This is a genomic window from Parapedobacter sp. (assembly GCF_053550995.1).
In genome coordinates this window covers 1-19917 of record NZ_JBMQOC010000007.1, presented here as the reverse complement: position 1 = coordinate 19917, position 19917 = coordinate 1, and the positions used below count along the sequence as shown (strand labels likewise).

Sequence of the window (19917 nt, the reverse complement as noted above, 5' to 3'; positions counted from 1 at the left end):
TGGATCGTCACACGCTCCGATAAAGCTTCCAATACTACCTTCGTCTTGAAAGCTGATGTGAACTTTCGCCTACTCATAATACAACAAATTTAATCTAAAAATCTAACTTAAACTGCTGTCCTGTTTTCGGGGGGAATTATATAGCCATCGATGGCTCCACATTTCAAGTGAAACAAACACAACGTATTGTGGCATTCCTGGGATGGCTACTACTAGTGGGGGCCGTGGCAGGCTATTATGTGTTTAGCTACCGGTATGAGCACCGCGGCACGGGTTGGCGGTTCCTCACGTACTACCATCCGTTGGTGATCTGTCCGATAACCTTATGGGGAACGCGGTGGCTTTTCAGCGGCGGACTCAGCGGGCTATTCTCCGATCAAAGCGATTTGCTGCGGCTGAAATATTGTGGTTATAGAGCCGAAGCACGGCTATTAGGGGCCACCCAAACCGGCACCTATATCAACGAACAGCCACAAGTGCGATTTGAGCTGGAATATGAAGATGCAAACGGTACTACCCACCGTGCCAGCTTTAAAAAGATTGTTAGTTTATTAGCGATGGACATTGTCCGCAGTGAAACCATCCCTATTTTTTACTTGGCCGATCAGCCGCAGACGGTAGCGTTTGCGGCTGACCTCGGTGATACTTGATAAGGATATGAATCCACGAATTCACATCTATACAATGATCGCAGGCGTCACCCTGTTCTTAACCGCATGCCGGCACGTATCGCAAAGTATAAAAGATACGTTCAATACGCTGCCGGAAGAACAGTTGGTATCAAGCGGCGCCAACGAAGGCATAACCGGGTTTGTTGCCGATGAACAAGCGCTTATACAGGCGGAACAAATACTCAGGGCACTACCACAATACGGCGGACATCCCATCTATCTATATGGTGATATCCACTTCTACGACGACGGCCGAATCAATGCGAAATTACAACACCCTGAAAATCCGGAATATATAGACGCTTATAGTTATGAGAACGGCAGGTGGAATGGCCCTTCCCCTGTTCAGCGTTCGGTTAGCGATGATTTGCGGGGTAAACTTGTGGCATTAGACAGCGTGCCGTTCCGTACGGTGGCCACCATCGTACGAAATTACAACGAAAAAGCGGGAACAGTCATCGGCGCAAATCCTACCGACCATGTCTACCTTATCATCCGTTATGGCACGACGCAATGGTATCCCAACCACATCGACGGTACGCGTGAGTTATGGCAAATCTACTTCCACCGCGATGGTTCGGTAGCGTCATTCAACCGTAAGTAGATGGTAGCAAACCTATGTAGGTTCATACACCGATACCTTGGCACGATCTGGTTGGTTGCCTTCGTAGTATCCGTTAATGCCCAACAAAGTGACAAATGGTCGGGCATCTGGGAGATGCAATACCAACCTTGGCCGCATATCCCTCCCATACACATGGAGTTACAGCTGGCAAGGCCCGTGGCAGATATGCTCTACCCCGCCCGGTTGTCGTTAACCTACGGTGATTTTACCGGGGTATATAAGTTTCTTTTGGTTAAAAAGAATGAACACCAGTTGGGTGTGGGTCGGAATAAAGTGCCCGTCAACGAACAGCCCTTCGCCCTTGGCCCGTGGATGATGTACCTCAACGGAACCTTGGATTATCGGCCGACCGGTACCGGCGCCCAATTAAGCTTAAGCCGCCATTGGATAGACCGGATGGGGATTTTCATGAGTGGATTGTATGACAATGAAGTTTACACCAATACAAAAACATATATCCGCAATTTCCTGTACCGCGAAGACATCCTGCTGCGTCAAACCGATACTGCCCCGCAGCAATTCCCCCTCCAGGACCAACTCATATACTCCGATTCGATTTTCTATGGCATTTATGACCCCATCCCCACCGATACATCGGCACTGGAATTTTCCGTGCATGATGAGGAGCACTATGACCAGGATACGGTAACCATCGTGCAAAATGGCCGGGTACTGATAGACGGCTTACCCATCGAACAAGCGGTCAAGCTGGATCAACTGACGCTGGATACAGGCGAGAATTACATCGCGTTCTTTGCCGAAAATTATGGTACGTTGCCTCCCAATACCGCAAACTTCATCATCGGTACGACCGGTAACGATGCACAGCTTTTCTCCTTCGACTTCAGTCATCGAGCGAATGCTTATGCCACGGTTATCGTTGCCCGCTTTCAGTACAAACCACCAACAGGTCCGCCAGAGACACAAACCAGGCCAAAACCAACCACCGCACATGGTAGCGTGCATGCTTCCGGACGCCGCGATGTACAGATCGGAAAGTGGCGAATCGCCACCCAAAAAATAGAACTGGAAATCTGGGACGACCAAGTCGAGGACGGCGACGTCATATCGATTGAAGTCAATGATGCACTTGTGGTAGGCCAGGAAGCGGTAACCAAAAAAACCAAGCGTTTCGGAATTACGTTGAAGCCGGGAAATAACCACATCGTATTCAGTGCCCGGAATCTCGGGAAAATACCGCCCAATACGGCAGCGCTAAGCATTATTGCGGATGGACAGAAGAAAACCTTTCGGTTAAATACCGATTTCGAACGGAACAACGTGCTGGATATTATCGTAGAAAACTGACAGAATCCCTGTTTTCGGGGAGTTTACTTAAACGGATTAAATGCATTAATTTGCAGTAGTTATGATAAAACACAGCACCTTATTGAAAAAGACCAGCCGTTTCTTCGCCATCGTCGCCCCGCTATTGATCATTTGGCTTCATTCTCCCAACGCTGTTGCCCAAGATGCCAAAAAAGATTCCCTCGAAAACGTGTTGAACGAAGCCGGTTTGCCGCCCGGCGAACGCGTTTTCACAATGGGCCGCTTAGCCGCCCATTGCTACTTTAATGGCGAAAAAGAGCGGGCCGACAGCTTATTGGAAGAAGCCTTGCAACTGGCGCACACGCTAAGGGACAAACAATACCTCGCCAAAACATTGGCCATACAGGCCATGCAACTTCGTATACTGGGGCAGCCCGACGCAGCGGATGAAGCAATCGCCTCGGCGCTAAAGGCAATGGAAAACAACCATAGCGTAAGCATTAACGGGTATGTACGATATGCAAAAGGATGGTTGGAAAAACGCAATAACAACTCTACCGAAGCGGTGGAAAGCTATATCGATGCGCTGAAATTTTATGACCAAAGCGCAGACCCTGCGGATGATGCTGTTAAATCATCCATCTATTCCGAACTATATAGCACCTACGGCGATTGGGGTGATTATAAAAATATGGAGAAATATGCGCGCCTGGAGTTGGCGCATGCCCGCAAATCCGGCAGTCCGGATGCATTGGCATCTGCCCTATATTCACTGGCCCATACCTTCGAAGCCCAATACCGTAACGACGCTACGAACCGAGCGATGCTCGACTCAGCAAACCATTACTACCGATCTTCCGTTGCCATATTTTCCACTTCGGGCGACCGGATAACGGTGCAGTCCCAGCGACCTTTCAACGCCCTCGGCATGGCCAACCTATATTCAGAGTTCTACCCGCTTAGCTATCAAGACAGCGCCAAACGATATTTGGAAATCGCAGTAAAGGAAGGCTTGAAAACCAAGCAATATACCGTCGTTTCGGGTGCCTACGGTATCATGTATGAATACGCACAGCGGCAAAATCGGTGGAACGATGCGGAAAACTACCTCAACCAAGCTGCACGGTATATCCAAAAGGAAGAAATGCCCGATATCGCCGTTTTAGCGCGAATTATGGAATCGCTTGCTACGGTCAGTGAGCGGAAAGGCGATTACAAAGCTGCCCTACAGCATTATAAGACGTACCTGGAATATTACAAAGCTCGGTTCGACAATGAAAAAATGGCCCTGGCCAAAGAATTGGAAGCCAAATATGCCTCGGAAGTGAGAGAACAGAAACTACTTTTGCTGGAGGCACAGGTAAACCACCGTAAAAACCTGAACACGATATATATATTGCTTTCGGCAGCTATTTTTATTGCCCTGATATTTTTATTCATCGCCTATCGCCAACGCTCCAAGGCACTTGTACAACAACGGTACCTCCACGAACTGGAACTCAACCGCATCCGGCAGGAGCACAAAATATCCCTGTTGTCGGCAATGATAGATGGCCAGGAAAAAGAACGGACGCGTATAGCTCGGGATTTGCACGACGGCTTGGGCGGCCTGCTTTCAGGCATAAAAATCGAACTGTCGGGCGGTATCATCAGTGCCGGAATTAGCCCAGCGCACACCCTCATCAACAATGCCCTTACCCGCATCGACCAAGCGGTGAACGAACTGCGCCGCATTGCCCGGAATATGATGCCCGAATTATTGCTTAAATACGGGCTCGACGAAGCCATCAGGGAATTTTGCCAGTCGCTGAAGCGATCGGGCGTCAACATCACCTTCCAAACATTCAATTACCGAAATAACCTTGTGAAAAACAAACAGGTCGTCGTATACCGCGTGGCCCAAGAACTCATAAATAACGCCGTGAAGTATGCCCAGTCGAGGCATATACTCGTGGAATTGCGGCAGGAAGAAAACAGCCTCTCATTGACCATCGAAGACGACGGCATAGGATTCGACATCCACGACGTTCGACAAAAGGGCGGTTCGGGATTAGCTAACGTAGAAGCCCGTGTGGCCTTCTTGAACGGCCAGATAAATATCAATAGCACACCCGGCACCGGAACAACCGTGGAGCTGAACTTCCCTATCTAAAACAGGATATCAATAATACATACAAGCGAAGGTACCATGATAGAAATATACATCACAGACGACCACCCAATCGTATTGGGCGGGCTAAAAAACCTCATCGAGTCACAAGACGATTTCATTCTTAAGGGGGTCTTCACGACGGCTACTGACACGTTGGAAGCACTGAAACAGTACGTCCCCCGTGTGCTACTGCTGGATATCAACTTACCCGATTATAGCGGCATCGATCTCAGCAGGCAGTTACGCGAATCATATCCGAATTTATTGATTATTGTGCTCAGTGTCCACAATGAAAAGGCGGTTATCAGAAGCGTACTCAACAACAAAGTAAACGGGTACTTACTAAAGAACTCCGCCGGAGAAGAAATCATTGAAGCCATCCACCGCGTTGTGTCCGGTGAAATTTATCTGTGCCACCAAACCCGCGAAATCAATGACAACAACGATGAGTTGGGTCCCGCTGCCGTGCCGATTATCTCCCGTAGGGAAAAAGAAGTCCTTGCCCTGATAGCCGAAGGGTACACGAGTACGCAGATCGCTGATAAGCTGTTCATCAGTAACCACACGGTAGAATCGCACCGTAAAAACCTGATGGAAAAGTTCGGCGCCAACAATATGCCGATGGTGGTTAGACTGGCTATCGAATATAGCCTCATTTAAGCGCGATAATCCACGCGATTGGATTGCGACGGGGTGTGGAAAGAAACAAAATGGGCCACCCGCTGTTGTCTTATTAAAAAAAGAAATATGAGAAGCTTCCTCTTTATCCTAGCCGTTATCCTTTTGATCGGTTGGGGAATCGGCATTTTTTTCTATGCACTCAAAGGTCTATTCAACATCGTCGTCGTGTTGGCAGCCATCGCGTTTATCATGGCGATATTTAACAGACCATCGAAAACATGAATTAGGCTTGGGCTGTCGGCCCCCCGAAATTCATCGGAAACGGCGGTTCGTCCCGCGTGTCTATTTGGCCGTTTGTAGCTTCATATTTTGCTACATTATCTTCCAGCGCATGCAGTAGTCGTTTCGCGTGCTCAGGTGTGAGGATGATACGTGACTTCACTTTCGCTTTGGGAATGCCGGGCATGACACGGATGAAATCAAGAACAAATTCCGTATTGGAATGTGTGATGATCGCTAAGTTCGAATAGGTTCCTTCCGCTACATCTTCAGCCAGCTCGATATTCAGTTGATTTTCTTTCTTGTCCGCCATAATCCAACCTTTTTAGAATAAATTTTCGTCAAATATACATCAAAGATCAAGAACCGGCAAAGCGAAACAAGCGAATCCGGTGTAAATCCTAATGCAATCGACGAACACGGAAGTAATGGTGTCTGATCCGTAAATAGCCCCTTCGGAATGCATCAAAAAATATGGTGCCCGCAATAATACCCGCCGGTACCATAAAAGCGTTATACAGGTACCGTTGAAAGACAAATGCTCCAAAAACACCTCCAATCAGAAAAAACAGGATGATATTGGCTTGCAAGATCAACCGCTGTCTCAATCCCTTGGTCAACCGAAAGCGTGTCTGTATAGCATCTGAAATAGAAAGGCCAAAATCTGTCATAATCCCGGTTAAATGGGTGGTGCGGACGACCGATCTGGAAATTACGGTCACCAACGCATTCTGCATGCCCATCACGAACAATAAACTACCGGCAATATAGTTATCCCCGATAGCAGCAAAAACAGATGAATCGTCTTGAAAAGCAATTACTAAAAGAATACTGAATTCGATAAACAAAGGCACCGTATATGCGTATCGTTTATGTTTACCCATGAAACTGGTGTAGCAGCCGGAAAAAATAGCGCCCCCAAGGAAAAGGCACAACCAACCCGATGCGACAGCTACCCCCGCCATATCGCCTTTGCCCAAATCAATGGCCAACGTAGCAGCATGACCCGTTATATTTGTCGTAAGTATCGAAAATGCCAATAGCCCCGCTGCATTTACAAAGCCAGCAACCAAGCAAAGCAACACCGCCAGACGAAGGTTGTGTCTATAAGTACGCCTTTGGCCCGTATGACGCAGCATATACCATCAACAAATATTCTACGTTAATATGCGAATGTCCTGAAATCCTGCCCTGATTCGATCACCAGTAGGGTCTCGTAAATCAAACGGATTACATTGTCTACATCCTCCTTGTGGATCATCTCAACGGTTGTATGCATGTACCGCAGGGGCAATGAAATCAATACCGACGGCACCCCCTCATTCGAATACGCAAATGCATCGGTATCGGTACCCGTCCACCGGGACGAGGCTTGCCGCTGGAATGGAATACCCTTTTTTAAAGCCGTATCTATCAATAATTTATTGAAATTTATCTGTACAGAAGGTGCATAAGAAACCACTGGTCCTTTGCCACAGGCAAGGTCACCTTGCGTTACCTTGTTGATCATGGGCGTTTGCGTATCATGCGTGACATCAGTGACCACGGCCAGGTTGGGTTTAATGCGTTGGGCAATCATTTCAGCACCACGCAGCCCAATCTCCTCCTGCACAGAATTGACGATATACAAACCGAAAGGCAATTTCTTTTTTTTCTCCTTCAGCAAACGTGCCACTTCGGCCACTATAAATCCACCCGCTCTGTTATCGAGCGCACGCCCGACATAGTAGCGGTCGTTCAGCACCATAAATTCATCTTCATAGGTCACCACGCAGCCCACGTGGATTCCCAGCTCCTCTACCTCTTCCTTGCTGGTGCAACCGCAATCCAGAAAAATATTCTTCAACGTGGGATGCTCTTCCTTTTCACCTGACCGGGTGTGTATAGCCGGCCAGCCAAAAACCGCTTTCACTACTCCCTTGTCTGTATGGATATTGACCCGTTTCGATGGTGCGATTTGGTGATCCGACCCACCGTTACGGATTACGTAAATCAAACCATCTTTGGTGATGTAATTCACAAACCACGAAATCTCGTCGGCATGGGCTTCAATGACTACCTTGAATGCTGCCTTGGGATTGATGACCGCAACCGCGGTGCCGTAATGGTCGGTAAACGTTTCGTCAACATACGGCTTCAGGTAGTCCAACCATAACCGCTGCCCGCTCCATTCGAAACCTGTAGGCGAAGGATTATTGATATACGCTTCAAAAAACCGGAGGGAGGTCGGCGTGACGACGGGAATATGCTTTTTTTCTTCTTTCTTCGTTTTGGCCATGTTATTGTACACTATCAATTTGCGATTGTTTGCTGCACGATTGCCGCTTGCATATCGGAATAACTTTATCTAAGTTTGACGATATCCGTAAATACCACCAACGATGCGCAAACTTACGAAATAATTGCCGCTATCGAAGGCTTCCGGTGAAATGCCCCCGTGAAATAGAACGTACTTGCCATGAAGAAAGGATTGTTCAAATTGCTCGTCAAAATAAATAACCTCATCCTGCCTAAATATACGGGCAAGGACCCTGCGAAACTAACGAAGGTTCAACAAGCGGTTTTGGGCTTCCGATATTGGGCACTCATCCATTCCCTTTAACCATCCTCACCGGACGAGCAGCGCCTGGATGAAGTCAGCCACTTCCGGCCGGCTGTAATCGGCCGTTCCCTCATGCCGGGTGGCTATTTTGCCTTGCTTATCCAGTATGATGGTGGTGGGAATAGTGCCATCCAGCCAATGCCTTGGAATCCCGTTGGCAGGTACATGAACCGGCAGGTCCAGGTTACGGTCGTCCATAAATTTCACCGATTTCTCATATTGGTTATCTACATCAACCATGAGGAAAATGACATCGTCATTATCTCTGAATTGTTCGTAAAGCCTGCCGATAGATGGCATCTCAGCAATACAAGGTGGGCACCACGTTGCCCAGAAATTGATAAACACCACCTTGCCGGGCTGATTGGCGGCATCGATGCGTTTTCCCGACCCATCTAGAAAAAATACTGATGGGCTCGCCCGGCCAGCCGCCTGCTTATCGGTCTGAACGTCGCCCGTGGGTGATTCAACCCGCTCCAAATCGAGCTGAAACAAACCCACCTTCATGAGCCCCCGGATCGCCCAAGCCTTGGTCTCCGGACTGAAAACCAAGACAATAACAAACACCCCTAGCAGGATAGATACAATGGTTGAAATCTTGATCTTCTTCATATCAAACAAATGATGCACAAACTACAATTCGCCCTCTACCCCCAAACCAAACAAGGCAAAGTCATATTTTACCGGATCATCGGCATCCAATAACCGAAGGTTATCCGTCAACTCACATGCGGTCTTCCAGTCGGATTGCGCCCGCTCAATCAAGCCCAGCTTACGCGCTACACGCTCCACATGTACATCACAGGGGCAAATCAAGCTAGACGGCGTGAACTGGTGCCACAAACCGAAGTCGACACCACGGTCGTCCCGTCGTACCATCCACCGCAAAAACATGTTCAACCGCTTACAGGCCGAATTGGCAGCCGGTGAACTGATGTGTTTGCGGGTACGCACCGGGTACGCAGGTAAGCTGAAAAAGTATGTACGGAAATGGTTCAATGCCGAGGCCACATCCAATGCGTTACCAGTGCCATGCAACTCACCGAGATAACATGCCGGCGAGGAAAGTGCTGTGCTTCCGGAGCCGGTGGCGAAATCCATATACTCGGTTCTGAACGCGGATTGTGCCTCCAGCGGCACGAAAGCGGTTTCCAATGAATGGTAGCGATTATAATGCGTATGGAAAAAATGCACGAAATACAACAGGTCGGTATCGTTAAATGTGCGATGTTTGAATCCCACTAATTGCTTGAGGTCACTTTCTTCATGGCCCTTTACGAAATCGTAAGGCGCGCCGTCCATGCGATCGATAAGCTCGGTGCATTTATTGATGATGGTCTTCCGCTGGCCCCACGCCAACACCGCAGCGAAGAATGCCATGACCTCGATGTCTTGCTTTCGGGTAAACCGATGGGGGATGCATATCGGGTCATTGTCGATAAACCCCGCGCGGTTATATTCATCCACCTTCCGGTCTAGGAAATCTTTTAGCGAATCATCCACACCTTTAAATTCCAAATTGATAAATCAGCGCATCAAATCCCGGCGAGTGCCTGCTCCAAGTCGGCCAGCAAATCGTCGATATCCTCTACCCCTACACTGATTCGGATGAGGTTATCGACCACCCCTACCCGTTCCCGTATTTCTTTCGGTATCGAACCATGTGTCATGGAAGCGGGATGGTTGATTAACGATTCGACGCCACCCAGAGACTCGGCCAATGTGAACACCTTGAACGAAGACGCGACCTTGAAAGTGTCCTGGAGCCCTGCATCTTTCAACACGATGGAAACCATTCCGCCGAAATCACGCATCTGCTTCTTGGCAACGGCGTGGCCGGCATGATCTTCGAATCCGGGCCAGTAGATTTTCGACACGTTGGGATGAGTTTTCAGGTACTCGGCCACTTTGCGGCCGTTCTCGCAGTGCGCTTTCATGCGGAGATGCAAGGTTTTGATACCCCGCAACACCAAAAAACTATCCAGCGGGCCCGGAGTTCCCCCACATGCATTGTAGTAAAAAAACAGCTGGTCATAAAGCGCCTTGTCATCCACCACCAGCGCGCCCATCACCACATCGGAGTGCCCGGCAATGTATTTGGTGACCGAATGCATCACGATGTCGGCACCTAAATCCAACGGGTTCTGCAGGTAAGGCGATGCAAACGTATTATCCACGGCGAAGAGGACGCCCGCCCTTTTGGCGACGCGACTGATCGCTTCGATATCGGCCAGCTTCAACGTGGGGTTCGTCGGCGTCTCTACCCAAATCAATCGGGTGTTTCCATTGATCCGCTCGGCAATGCGTTCCGGCTCGGCCGTATCCACAAAATGGAACTTGATGCCGTATTTCTCGAACACTTTCGTGAAAATCCGGTAGGATCCACCGTAGAGATCGTCGCCGGTGATCACTTCATCACCCGGCTTAAGCAGCTTAAGTACGGTTTCGGTGGCGGCCATGCCGCTTGAAAACGCCAATCCGTAGCTACCATTCTCGAGGGCCGCCAGGCAGTCTTCCAATGCCTTGCGGGTAGGGTTCGTGCCGCGCGAATACTCGTACCCTTGGTGCTGGCCCGGTGCGGCCTGCCAGTAGGTTGATGTCTGGTAAATCGGCGTCATCACCGCACCGGTGGTAGGGTCGGGCTGTTGCCCTGCATGAATAGCCTTGGTTGCAAATTTATATCCCATGATATCAAGAATTTTCAGTTGAAGTAAAGTAAGTAGTTAGGTGGCTACCTTTTGTTCTGTGGTTCAACAATTAGTGTCTCCATCATACAAAAGTACATAATTGCCATCAATTTGCAAATGAGGCTAAAGACGGGTCAGCCGTTAGAACTCCAGGGGCGAACGGTATTCAAACCGGTAGTCCAAATCGGCTATCAGTTGTACCGGCGATACCACCTTAGCAGTTCGGTCCGCGTCGGAAAAGGTTATCGGCATATCATACCCATATTTTACCGCAGATGCGGCAATCACGTCCTTTTTCAGCGGATGCTCGGGACATACGACATTGTAGGTTTTTCCCTGCAAACCCGCGGCCATCATTGCCATGACAATACCGTGGATATCCACCACATGGACGAAATTAGCCGTTTGGTAGCCTATTTCGCATACCTTGCCGGCAAAATGCTTCGCCATCACCCGCTCAAACCCGAACAGTCCACCCAGCCGGAGCACGTTCAGGTTCGGGTATGCTGTACGGAGCATGGTCTCTCCCGAAAGCAGCTTCGGCTCCAATTCAGCGGCCGCGAAAGTCGTCTCGGTAATCGTACCACTCACCTTAGGGTAGATACCTACCGAGCCAAAAAAGAATGATTGGTTGAAAGATAGCTGTCCTAGGAAAGTAACCAACCCGGCGAAACGGTGATGGATGGTTTCGGTACTTTCCTTACGCGTGATGGGCACGCTGACAATAACGGCATCGAATGTCTTTTGCCCCCATTCAGGGAATACTCCCCCCCTATCGAAATCGACAACAGCAGCCGCCAGTCCCAATGCTTCCAACCGATCGGCCTTTTCTGCCGTTGTGCAGGTTGCCCATATCCGATGCCCGGTGCTCACCAATGCGGTAGCCATGTACGTACCCACCCATCCACAACCTACAATCAGTATATCCATGCGCTATGCTCGATAAGCCAACTCGCTAATAATCAAACTCAGGTTAATACGCTTTCGCAAACAGGACGCGCTGCGCCGACGGCTTCCCCGTACGGATACACACCCCCGCTTCCATTTTGTTATTCAGTGGTATGCAGCGGATGGTCGCTTTGGTTTCTTCTTTGATAAGCTGCTCGGTTTCTGCGGTGCCATCCCAGTGGGCAGACACGAATCCGCCGGGGCCATCCAATACCGCTTTGAACTCGTCATAGGTATCGACTTCCACCGTATGCGATTCACGGAAAGCCAATGCTTTCGCATAGATATCGCGTTGGATATCGGCCAGAAGCTGCTCCACCCGCTGGGCGAGGCCGGCCTGGGGTACCGTCTCCTTCGTTTGTTTGTCTCGCCGCGCCAGCTCCACCGTACCGTTCTGCATGTCGCGGGTACCCACCGCAATACGCACCGGCACCCCCTTCAGCTCCCATTCAGCGAACTTGAAACCAGGGCGCTGCGTATCCCGGTCGTCGTATTTGACCGATATACCTTTGGCCTTCAGTTCCGCGATGAGGGTATCCGCCAGCTCGCCGATCACCTTCCGCTCGGCGTCTTGCTTATAAATCGGTACGATAACCACTTGGATGGGGGCCAATTGCGGGGGCAGTACCAGCCCCTGGTCATCGGAGTGCGCCATGATCAGCGCACCGAGCATACGCGTGGATACGCCCCAGGAGGTCGCCCATACGTAATCCAGCTTACCCTCTTTCGATGTGAATTTCACGTCGAATGCCTTGGCGAAATTTTGCCCCAGAAAGTGTGAAGTACCTGCTTGGAGAGCTTTCCCATCCTGCATCAGTGCTTCGATACACAACGTATCCAACGCACCGGCAAACCGCTCGTTTTCACTTTTGCGCCCGCGCACCACCGGCAACGCCATCCAGTTCTCCGCAAAATCGGCATATACTTCCAGCATCTTGTTTGCCTCGGCCACCGCTTCCCCTTCGGTCGCATGGGCCGTATGCCCTTCTTGCCAAAGGAACTCGGCCGTGCGGAGGAACAAGCGCGTGCGCATCTCCCACCGCACCACATTGGCCCATTGGTTTACCAAGATCGGCAAGTCGCGGTACGACTCGATCCATCCACGGTAGGTATTCCAGATAATGGTTTCCGATGTGGGCCGTACAATGAGCTCCTCTTCCAATTTGGCCGTTTCGTCGACCACAATCTGCCCATTGCCGTCGTTCTTCAGTCGGTAATGGGTAACGACGGCACATTCGGTAGCAAAGCCTTCCACGTGTGACGCTTCTTTGGAAAAGAAAGATTTTGGGATAAATAACGGGAAATAAGCGTTGCTATGGCCTGTATCTTTAAACATCTGGTCTAGCGCGGCTTGCATCTTCTCCCATATGGCGTAACCGTAGGGTTTGATAACCATGCAACCGCGTACCGCCGAATGTTCGGCAAGATCGGCTTTTGTCACCAGTTCATTGTACCATTGGGAATAGTCTGTTTCGCGGCTCGTGATTCCTTTGCTCATCGTTGATTTCTGTGAAATTACTGTAACAATTCCTCTAAAAAACGCCTATCACCGGCCGAGGAAAACCGATAAATTTAGCTAAGTTTGCGGATTGGACACGCGTCTGAATTTCGCTTAGCAAAGGTATTAGCTTTTGTCAAATTATCGAATAAAAAAATCATACGGCAATTAAACCAATTGCCTAAAACTTAGTCCATTTAGTAAAAGCATGGGCTTAACCAAAGGAAAGGATAGTAAAAATGAAAGCCAGTAGATTAAATATCAGCACGATAGCTTTGATAAGCTTGCTCGCGTTCGGTGCTTGTAGCACCTCTCGGCAAGTAGCTTTCCGTGATGATGTCTATAATAATGATGCCCAGGCGAGGGAAGTAAATTACCAAAGCCCGGATTATTATTATGACGAAGGCGAAGCCACCGCACAAGACGGGCAGTATGCCGACGGTGGCTACTATGCCGATGATTATACGGACGATGGATATGGCAACGACTATTATGCCGATGAATACAATGACAGCGAATATGCCAACCGTATAAACCGTTTCTATTACAATTCACCGGGCATGAGTTATTACGACCCCTGGTTCGACCCATGGTATGGCTTCAATTCGTGGTACGGCTATGGCAGTGGGTTTGGCCTCGGTTGGGGTTGGGGTGGCTGGAGCCTCGGTTGGGGCAGCAGCTGGTATAATCCCTATTACGGTGGTTACTGGGGCTGGGGGTCTCCTTATTATGGCCACGGCTATTGGGGCCCATATGCGTACAATCGCTGGGGCTGGGGCGGTTATGGTGGGTATGGTTACGGCTATTATCCCGGCGTCGTCGTCGTCAACAACCGCCACATGGCTACCCGTACCTCATCACGCGACCGCATGGGCTCGCGTACTACCGCGCGCACCAGTACGCGCACGGCGATATCGCGCGATGCCAACGGACGCATCTCTACCCGTACGGTAGCGACACGCGGCACGGCAACCCCGGGTGTACGTACCAGCACACGCGGTACCGTTCGGTCGGGCACCACACGCGGCTCGCGCGATACCGAAGGCATACGTAGCGGTACCTCACGCCGTCCATCAAGTCAGGCTGTCAGGCCATCGGGCAATACCCGTCGGCCGTCGAGTGTACGACCATCGTCCACCAGGCGTCCGTCTGGAAGCAGCGCGCGGCCTGCGCGGCCCAGTTCATCGCGGCCAAGCAGCAGTGCCCGGCCATCGCGCCCTTCACGGCCGAGCAGCGTGGCGCCGCGATCGTCCGGAAGCAGTTCCCGCGGATCGTCCGTATCGCCGCCATCGCGGTCATCCGGCTCTAGCGGTAGCAGCCGGGGAAGTAGTGGCAGTAGTAGCAGAGGCGGCCGGGGTGGCCGGGGCTAATCCATAAGAAATTGTAATTCCGAAGGCCAACTGAATCCATTTCCTACAGGGGTTGATTCCCGGAAATTCATTTGGTTGGCCTTCCTTGTGAGCGTAATCGACACCAACCATGAATATGTACATCAAAAAAATCACGTTATCCGCACTGCTGTTAAGCATGCTTTGCATCACCGCAAAGGGGCAATACCTACAGGATGTGCTCCGTTTTTCACAACCCGAACGGGGCGCCACCGCCCGGTTTAAAGGGCTGGGAAACGCACAGACGGCCCTTGGGGGTGATCTGAGTTCCATCTCGGGCAACCCCGCAGGGCTCGGCTTTTTCGGGCAGTCGGACCTCGGTATAACGTTCGATTACGCCAATGACCTCAACAAAACGGGCTATTTCGGCACCAACAGCCAATATAGTGTCGATAAATTGGGCCTTAATCAACTCGGCGCTGTTTTCCATATCCCGGCACGCCGGGCACGGGGAAGCAACCTTGCTTCCGGATGGCTCAATTTCAATATCGGCGTTGGGTACAACAAGACCAATAACTTCAACACCACCGTGGGGTTCACCGGCGTTAACCCCGAAAGCAGCATCGCGGACTTCATGGCCTATGAAGCCTATGAAACCGGGAATGTGTACGGCGATTTCGGCTGGAATGCCGGCTTGATCGACGAGCGGCCGGTCGACGGGGATTATGACTATGTGGCCATGACCACGTTGGACAACATCCAAACCGTAACGAACCGCGAAAAGGGATTCCAGTCGGAAACCAATGTCTCTTTTGGAGCGAATTACAGCAACATGCTTTACTTCGGCGCAAGCATCGCTTTCACGCATGTCAATAACGATGTAAATTACCTATATATGGAAGATGGATCCCTGGAGGATTACGGCTATATTTTCAGCATGAATCCCGGTTCACGTTTCGTTGACCCCACGAACAGCGATTACGACGTCTATAATCCACTCCTTGAGTCCGAATACGAATACGATAACGAATATTGGTCCACGACTACCGGCAATGGCTTCAACGCCAAGGTAGGCCTCATTTATAAACCGGTACATTTCCTCCAAATCGGTGTCACAGCGACGACGCCAACGTGGTATAAATTGACTAATGACTATGAAGACTATTTCGGTGTTACCAACTACCTTACCGATGGTTCTACAGAAGACTTCCCCAGCGAGGGCGAACCCACATATTACGACTACAACCTGCGTACCCCCTACCGCATCAACGGCGGCATCGCCGCCTTGTTCGGGCAAGGGCTCATCAGTGCCGATGTGGAATATGTCGATTACGCCAGCATGACGTTCTCATCCGTCAATTCGAACACCGATAATGCCATGAACGAACAAATACGCGACAGCTACACCAGTGCCGTCAACATCCGGGTTGGTGGGGAGTACCTTGTTGCACCCGCATTCCTTTTACGGGCGGGGTATGGCCACACCGGCAGCCCGTATAGCGATTTCGAATCGACGACGCAGCAAGTATCCGCCGGTATCGGATATCGGATAAATAACGTCTACATCGATCTGGCCTATCAGAATTTCACGCAGAAATACGGCTGGCAGGTGTACTTGCTCGATGACGCCAATGAACACTATAGTCCAGTGGCCGACATCAGCAATTCGCGCAACAGCGTGTTCCTCACGTTGGGATTCAAGTTTTAAGCACACATTGCACCCATAAAAAAGGCGGCTACTGCATCCAGTAGCCGCCTTTTTCGCTTACACCGAAACGCGCTTCGCTTCACTGTTCCTATTTCACAAATGCCCGGAGCATCCAATTCTGTTTCTCATTGAATTGCATAAACGCATTTACCATGTCGTTCGTACCTTCGTCTTCCGCTTCTGAAGTGATTTCCAGCAGATCGCGCTGCATGGCTATCAACGCCTCCAGATCGTCGATGATGGCCTTTACCATGTCGATATCTTTCATACCGATGGTTTCCACCTCTTCGATATCGGCGTTCTTCACGTAATCCTTAAACGTACTGAACGGCGCTTTCCCAAGGGTCAGGATACGCTCAGCGAGTTCATCGATGGTTGTCAACGCATTGGTATACAATTCCTCAAACTTCGCATGCAACGTAAAGAAATGATTACCGCGCACATTCCAGTGGCATCCCCTCAACTTCTGGTAATGGATATGGTAATTCGCTAACAAATCATTTAAGTGGTCAACAACGGGCCTTAGCTTTTTTTCTTCTAAACTGATTGCTTTTGGATTCATGATTTCGAATTTTTATAGTCTGTTGGTAAAACATCGAAAACTACAAAAAGTTTACGGGAACGTTATGAAGTCCGTTTTTTTCTGACAAATAGATTATAGTTTTCATGCTTCTCCACGTAAATGGTTTCCCCGATATCGATGAAACCGTCCAATGCTACGGCATCATACCACTTACCTTCAATTTCCACCTTGCCCGATGGGCGGAGTACCGTTTTGGCCACCCCTTCCTTATCCACCATTTCCAAATTCATTTTAGAGGAGGTATAGCCCGCTGCCGACCGTTGCTCATCTTGAAGCACTAGGCGTTTGAATGCCCGTGTGTTCAGTAAGCTTTTGCCAAAAATAACCATCAAGACGGTGGCCACAACCATCGAAGCAATCACTAACAGGAACGAATTGAAAAGCATGCCCGGTTCCGCAATTGAGAAGTCGAAATAATCGTTTACCACCATGCTGAAAGCCAATCCGCATACCAAACAGATGATGCCCAATATGCCGGCTACCCCGAAGCCGGGAATAATGAATAGTTCCAACAGGACCAACACAATACCGATTACGAACAGGGCGATTTCCCAGTTGTCGGCCAACCCCTGGATATAAAGGGGCGCGAAGAACAGCGCCGCCGCCACAATCGCCACAATCAGCGCAAACCCGATTCCCGGTGTTTGCATTTCGAAATAAATGCCCCCAATGATCAGGAGGATAAGTATCCCACTAACGGCAGGGTTGATGAGAAACGCAATGATCCGGTCAATCGTAGTTACCTGATGGGTAGTTATACGGGAGGAGCTTAGCCCTTCCGCCGCCAATACGTCGGCCACGGTCGAGGCCTCCGCTTCAGCCAACCCAATCTCCACGGCCTCTGCCGAAGTGAGGGTAAGTATCTTTCCCGCAGGCTTGATGTCGGGCAAATCCACATCGCCGTCCACAAACGCTTCGGCTATTTTCGGATCACGGCCCTTCGCCTCCGCCGTCGCCCGCATCAGTCCGCGCATGTACGATTGGTGCTTCTCGGGCATTAACTGGCCTGTCTGGTCCACTACGCTTGCAGCGCCGATGCTCGACCCTTTACTCATATAGATCCGGTCTGAGGCCAATGAAATCAGTGCTCCCGCGGATGCCGCATTGTGGTTAATGAAAACCACCGTTTCCAACGGTGAATCCAATATCCGGCTACGGATCGAATCCGCAAAATTCACCATTCCGCCGAATGTATTCATCTCGATGAGCACCAGGTCTACCTTCGCTTCTTCCGCTTTGCTGTAAGCATTTTTCACCTGCCGCCATGCACCCGGGCCTATATCTTCCTTGATATCAAACCGATAAACATGTTGTGCCTGTGCCGCAAATGCGGCCAATATCAAACAGATGGTAACAAGTCGTATTTTCTTATGCATATCATTCAAAATCATTATATTTTTGTGGCCAACGATAGCGCATGGATAAATATACACTAAAAACCGTATTCAAGAAAAGTTTTTTAGGGGTGGTATGGCGTATCGAAGCCGACACAGCCAACGGTCTACTCGCCATCGAAACGCGTGATCGGGAAACGGGCCACCCATCATTTTCTGCGTTCGACTACCAAACGGGCACCCTGTTTATCGATGAAAAACCCTATGGAGACCGCAACTGGGCGATGGCTGGCATCACCGGCCGTACCCTCGTGTTGAAGGCCTTGGGGCAGAACGACCCGAATGGGGCGGGCGTCGCTTGTATCGATATCGACCACGGAGATATCCTGTGGGAACAGTTCAACTACGTATTGGTGCGTGTAGGCACCCGGCAGCATACCGTGCGGCATCGTAACTTTGCGGGAGGGTATGAGCAGTACTTCGATGCCACCTCCGGAAATTTAACAACATTTAACAAAACGGCCGCTAAACCACCCGTGGCCGACATCGTCATACCTCAACGGTATGAGCACGGAATCCCCCGTTATTTGGCCGGTTATCCTATCCATGGCGACGTGTTTTATTGCCAAATCGGCCAAAAGCGACTTTGGGGGTTCCATGAAGCCATACAGCAGGCATTCCGGATACGGTTGGTTATCACCGATAACTTAATGGTATTGGCCGACCCGATCGTCCTTACGGGTCTGGCCAAGATGGCACCCGAATTATTCTTTATGATCGGACAACAGGTTTTCATAATCGGCGATAATAAACGGGAAATTGTTTCGTATTTAGTATAATTGCAACAGAATTTTAACATGAGCATCAAACAAACATACCTCCCCTATCTATACCGTGCGTCTTTTTTTTTAGTGGCCTCTTTTGTGGGCTGTTGCAGCTTGTCCGCAAAAGCGGCGTGGTCTGCCCCGGATTCGATCGGCGTGGAGTTCCAAAACGGAAGGAAAATCATTATCCATGAGCTGGAGGCCAAAGAAACATATTATGGCCTAAGCCGCCGCTACCAGGTACCGGTAAAAGATATCATCGCTGCAAACCAAAACAAAGCACTGAAAATCGGTGATACCGTGCGGATCCCGCAAGAAACGGTGGATATGCCCACAACGACCGCTGCCACCGGTGATACGGTCACGCAGCAAACCGAGCCGATACCCGTATTGGCCGAAGGTGAGTATACCGCCTATAAGGTGGGCAAGGGCGAGACCCTATATACCATATCCAAACGTTTCATCATCTCCGTCGAAAGCATCAAGCGTGCAAACGGACTGGCGAACGAAGCGGTAAAAGCAGGGGCTATCCTGAAGGTACCGAACAAGGAACTGCCGCCGCCGGCCCCTACCGTGAATGAAATCATCGTGCATGATGCCGACACGGCTGGCCAGGGGGCCGAACTCGAAATACCTGCCAACAAATATGGGATACGGGAGATGACCGAAAAAGGTATGGGCGTGTGGATAGACGATCTCAACCAAGACGGCGGCAGTATGTTGGCGCTGCATAAGACGGCACCGGTGGGCACAGTGATCAAGATCACCAACCCCATGACACGGCGTAC

At 50.2% G+C, this 19917-nt stretch carries 21 protein-coding genes; 11 read left to right on the top strand and 10 right to left on the bottom strand.

Translation table 11 applies throughout. The annotated features are described in order from the left end of the window. Nucleotides 1-188: 188 nt before the first annotated feature. From ACO1NT_RS00910 to ACO1NT_RS00885, 6 genes are all read left to right on the top strand, one after another. The gene (locus ACO1NT_RS00910) at nt 189-650 is read left to right on the top strand and encodes a hypothetical protein (RefSeq protein WP_449046448.1); all 462 of its coding nucleotides are present in this window, start codon (nt 189-191) and stop codon (nt 648-650) included. A gap of 7 nt (nt 651-657) precedes the next feature. Beyond that, entirely contained in the window at nt 658-1275 is a 618-nt protein-coding gene (locus ACO1NT_RS00905) for a hypothetical protein (protein ID WP_449046447.1), read from the top strand. Continuing rightward, nucleotides 1276-2604 carry a hypothetical protein gene (locus tag ACO1NT_RS00900; protein WP_449046446.1) on the top strand — a complete coding sequence of 443 codons (1329 nt, stop codon included), beginning with the start codon at nt 1276-1278 and terminating at the stop codon, nt 2602-2604. It abuts the gene before it with no gap. 61 nt (nt 2605-2665) lie between these two features. Further along, the gene (locus ACO1NT_RS00895) at nt 2666-4717 is read left to right on the top strand and encodes an ATP-binding protein (RefSeq protein ID WP_449046445.1); all 2052 of its coding nucleotides are present in this window, start codon (nt 2666-2668) and stop codon (nt 4715-4717) included. 36 nt (nt 4718-4753) lie between these two features. After that, nucleotides 4754-5377 (top strand): response regulator, encoded by a 624-nt coding sequence (locus ACO1NT_RS00890; RefSeq protein ID WP_449046444.1) that lies wholly within the window; start codon nt 4754-4756, stop codon nt 5375-5377. 87 nt (nt 5378-5464) lie between these two features. Then, nucleotides 5465-5620: a DUF5670 family protein gene (locus ACO1NT_RS00885; RefSeq protein WP_449046442.1), complete on the top strand. Its 156-nt coding sequence runs from the start codon at nt 5465-5467 to the stop codon at nt 5618-5620. 1 nt (nt 5621) lies between these two features. Here the strand turns inward: ACO1NT_RS00885 and ACO1NT_RS00880 are convergent, their stop codons facing one another. From ACO1NT_RS00880 to ACO1NT_RS00870, 3 genes are all read right to left on the bottom strand, one after another. Continuing rightward, nucleotides 5622-5930, bottom strand: coding sequence for a DUF3467 domain-containing protein (locus ACO1NT_RS00880; protein ID WP_449046441.1), 309 nt, complete (start codon nt 5928-5930; stop codon nt 5622-5624). 88 nt (nt 5931-6018) lie between these two features. Further along, nucleotides 6019-6756, bottom strand: a complete 738-nt coding sequence (locus ACO1NT_RS00875) for a YoaK family protein (RefSeq protein WP_449046440.1) — start codon at nt 6754-6756, stop codon at nt 6019-6021. A 23-nt stretch (nt 6757-6779) separates the two neighbouring features. Next, nucleotides 6780-7895, bottom strand: coding sequence for a M42 family metallopeptidase (locus ACO1NT_RS00870; protein WP_449046439.1), 1116 nt, complete (start codon nt 7893-7895; stop codon nt 6780-6782). 180 nt (nt 7896-8075) lie between these two features. Between ACO1NT_RS00870 and ACO1NT_RS00865 the strand changes: the two genes are divergently transcribed. Further along, a complete protein-coding gene (locus ACO1NT_RS00865; protein WP_449046438.1) occupies nt 8076-8219 on the top strand; it encodes a hypothetical protein in 144 nt (47 codons plus the stop codon). Nucleotides 8220-8225: 6 nt separating this feature from the next. Here the strand turns inward: ACO1NT_RS00865 and ACO1NT_RS00860 are convergent, their stop codons facing one another. From ACO1NT_RS00860 to proS, 5 genes are all read right to left on the bottom strand, one after another. Continuing rightward, the gene (locus tag ACO1NT_RS00860) at nt 8226-8831 is read right to left on the bottom strand and encodes a TlpA family protein disulfide reductase (RefSeq protein ID WP_449046437.1); all 606 of its coding nucleotides are present in this window, start codon (nt 8829-8831) and stop codon (nt 8226-8228) included. 21 nt (nt 8832-8852) lie between these two features. Further along, a complete protein-coding gene (locus ACO1NT_RS00855) occupies nt 8853-9722 on the bottom strand; it encodes a TIGR02757 family protein (protein WP_449046435.1) in 870 nt (289 codons plus the stop codon). A 32-nt stretch (nt 9723-9754) separates the two neighbouring features. Further along, complete coding sequence (locus tag ACO1NT_RS00850) at nt 9755-10906, bottom strand: cystathionine gamma-synthase (RefSeq protein WP_449046434.1); 1152 nt, start codon at nt 10904-10906, stop codon at nt 9755-9757. Between the two features lie 141 nt (nt 10907-11047). Further along, entirely contained in the window at nt 11048-11836 is a 789-nt protein-coding gene (locus ACO1NT_RS00845) for a GDP-L-fucose synthase (RefSeq protein WP_449046432.1), read from the bottom strand. A 43-nt stretch (nt 11837-11879) separates the two neighbouring features. Beyond that, on the bottom strand, nt 11880-13352 hold the full coding sequence (proS, locus tag ACO1NT_RS00840; protein WP_449046431.1) for a proline--tRNA ligase: 1473 nt from the start codon (nt 13350-13352) through the stop codon (nt 11880-11882). Nucleotides 13353-13591: 239 nt separating this feature from the next. On the opposite strand from proS, the gene ACO1NT_RS00835 reads away from it, so the two are divergent. Both ACO1NT_RS00835 and ACO1NT_RS00830 read left to right on the top strand, forming a co-directional pair. Next, complete coding sequence (locus ACO1NT_RS00835) at nt 13592-14722, top strand: hypothetical protein (protein ID WP_449046430.1); 1131 nt, start codon at nt 13592-13594, stop codon at nt 14720-14722. Between the two features lie 109 nt (nt 14723-14831). Beyond that, nucleotides 14832-16388, top strand: coding sequence for an OmpP1/FadL family transporter (locus tag ACO1NT_RS00830; protein WP_449046429.1), 1557 nt, complete (start codon nt 14832-14834; stop codon nt 16386-16388). 88 nt (nt 16389-16476) lie between these two features. On the opposite strand, the gene ACO1NT_RS00825 is transcribed toward ACO1NT_RS00830, so the two are convergent. Continuing rightward, entirely contained in the window at nt 16477-16950 is a 474-nt protein-coding gene (locus ACO1NT_RS00825; protein WP_449046428.1) for a Dps family protein, read from the bottom strand. Between the two features lie 62 nt (nt 16951-17012). Next, nucleotides 17013-18347, bottom strand: coding sequence for an NfeD family protein (locus ACO1NT_RS00820; RefSeq protein ID WP_449046427.1), 1335 nt, complete (start codon nt 18345-18347; stop codon nt 17013-17015). 41 nt (nt 18348-18388) lie between these two features. On the opposite strand from ACO1NT_RS00820, the gene ACO1NT_RS00815 reads away from it, so the two are divergent. Together ACO1NT_RS00815 and ACO1NT_RS00810 are read left to right on the top strand one after the other, a co-directional pair. Further along, the gene (locus ACO1NT_RS00815) at nt 18389-19144 is read left to right on the top strand and encodes a DUF4905 domain-containing protein (RefSeq protein ID WP_449046426.1); all 756 of its coding nucleotides are present in this window, start codon (nt 18389-18391) and stop codon (nt 19142-19144) included. Between the two features lie 18 nt (nt 19145-19162). Continuing rightward, on the top strand, nt 19163-19917 hold a 755-nt coding region (locus ACO1NT_RS00810), incomplete at its 3' end, for a LysM peptidoglycan-binding domain-containing protein (protein WP_449046425.1).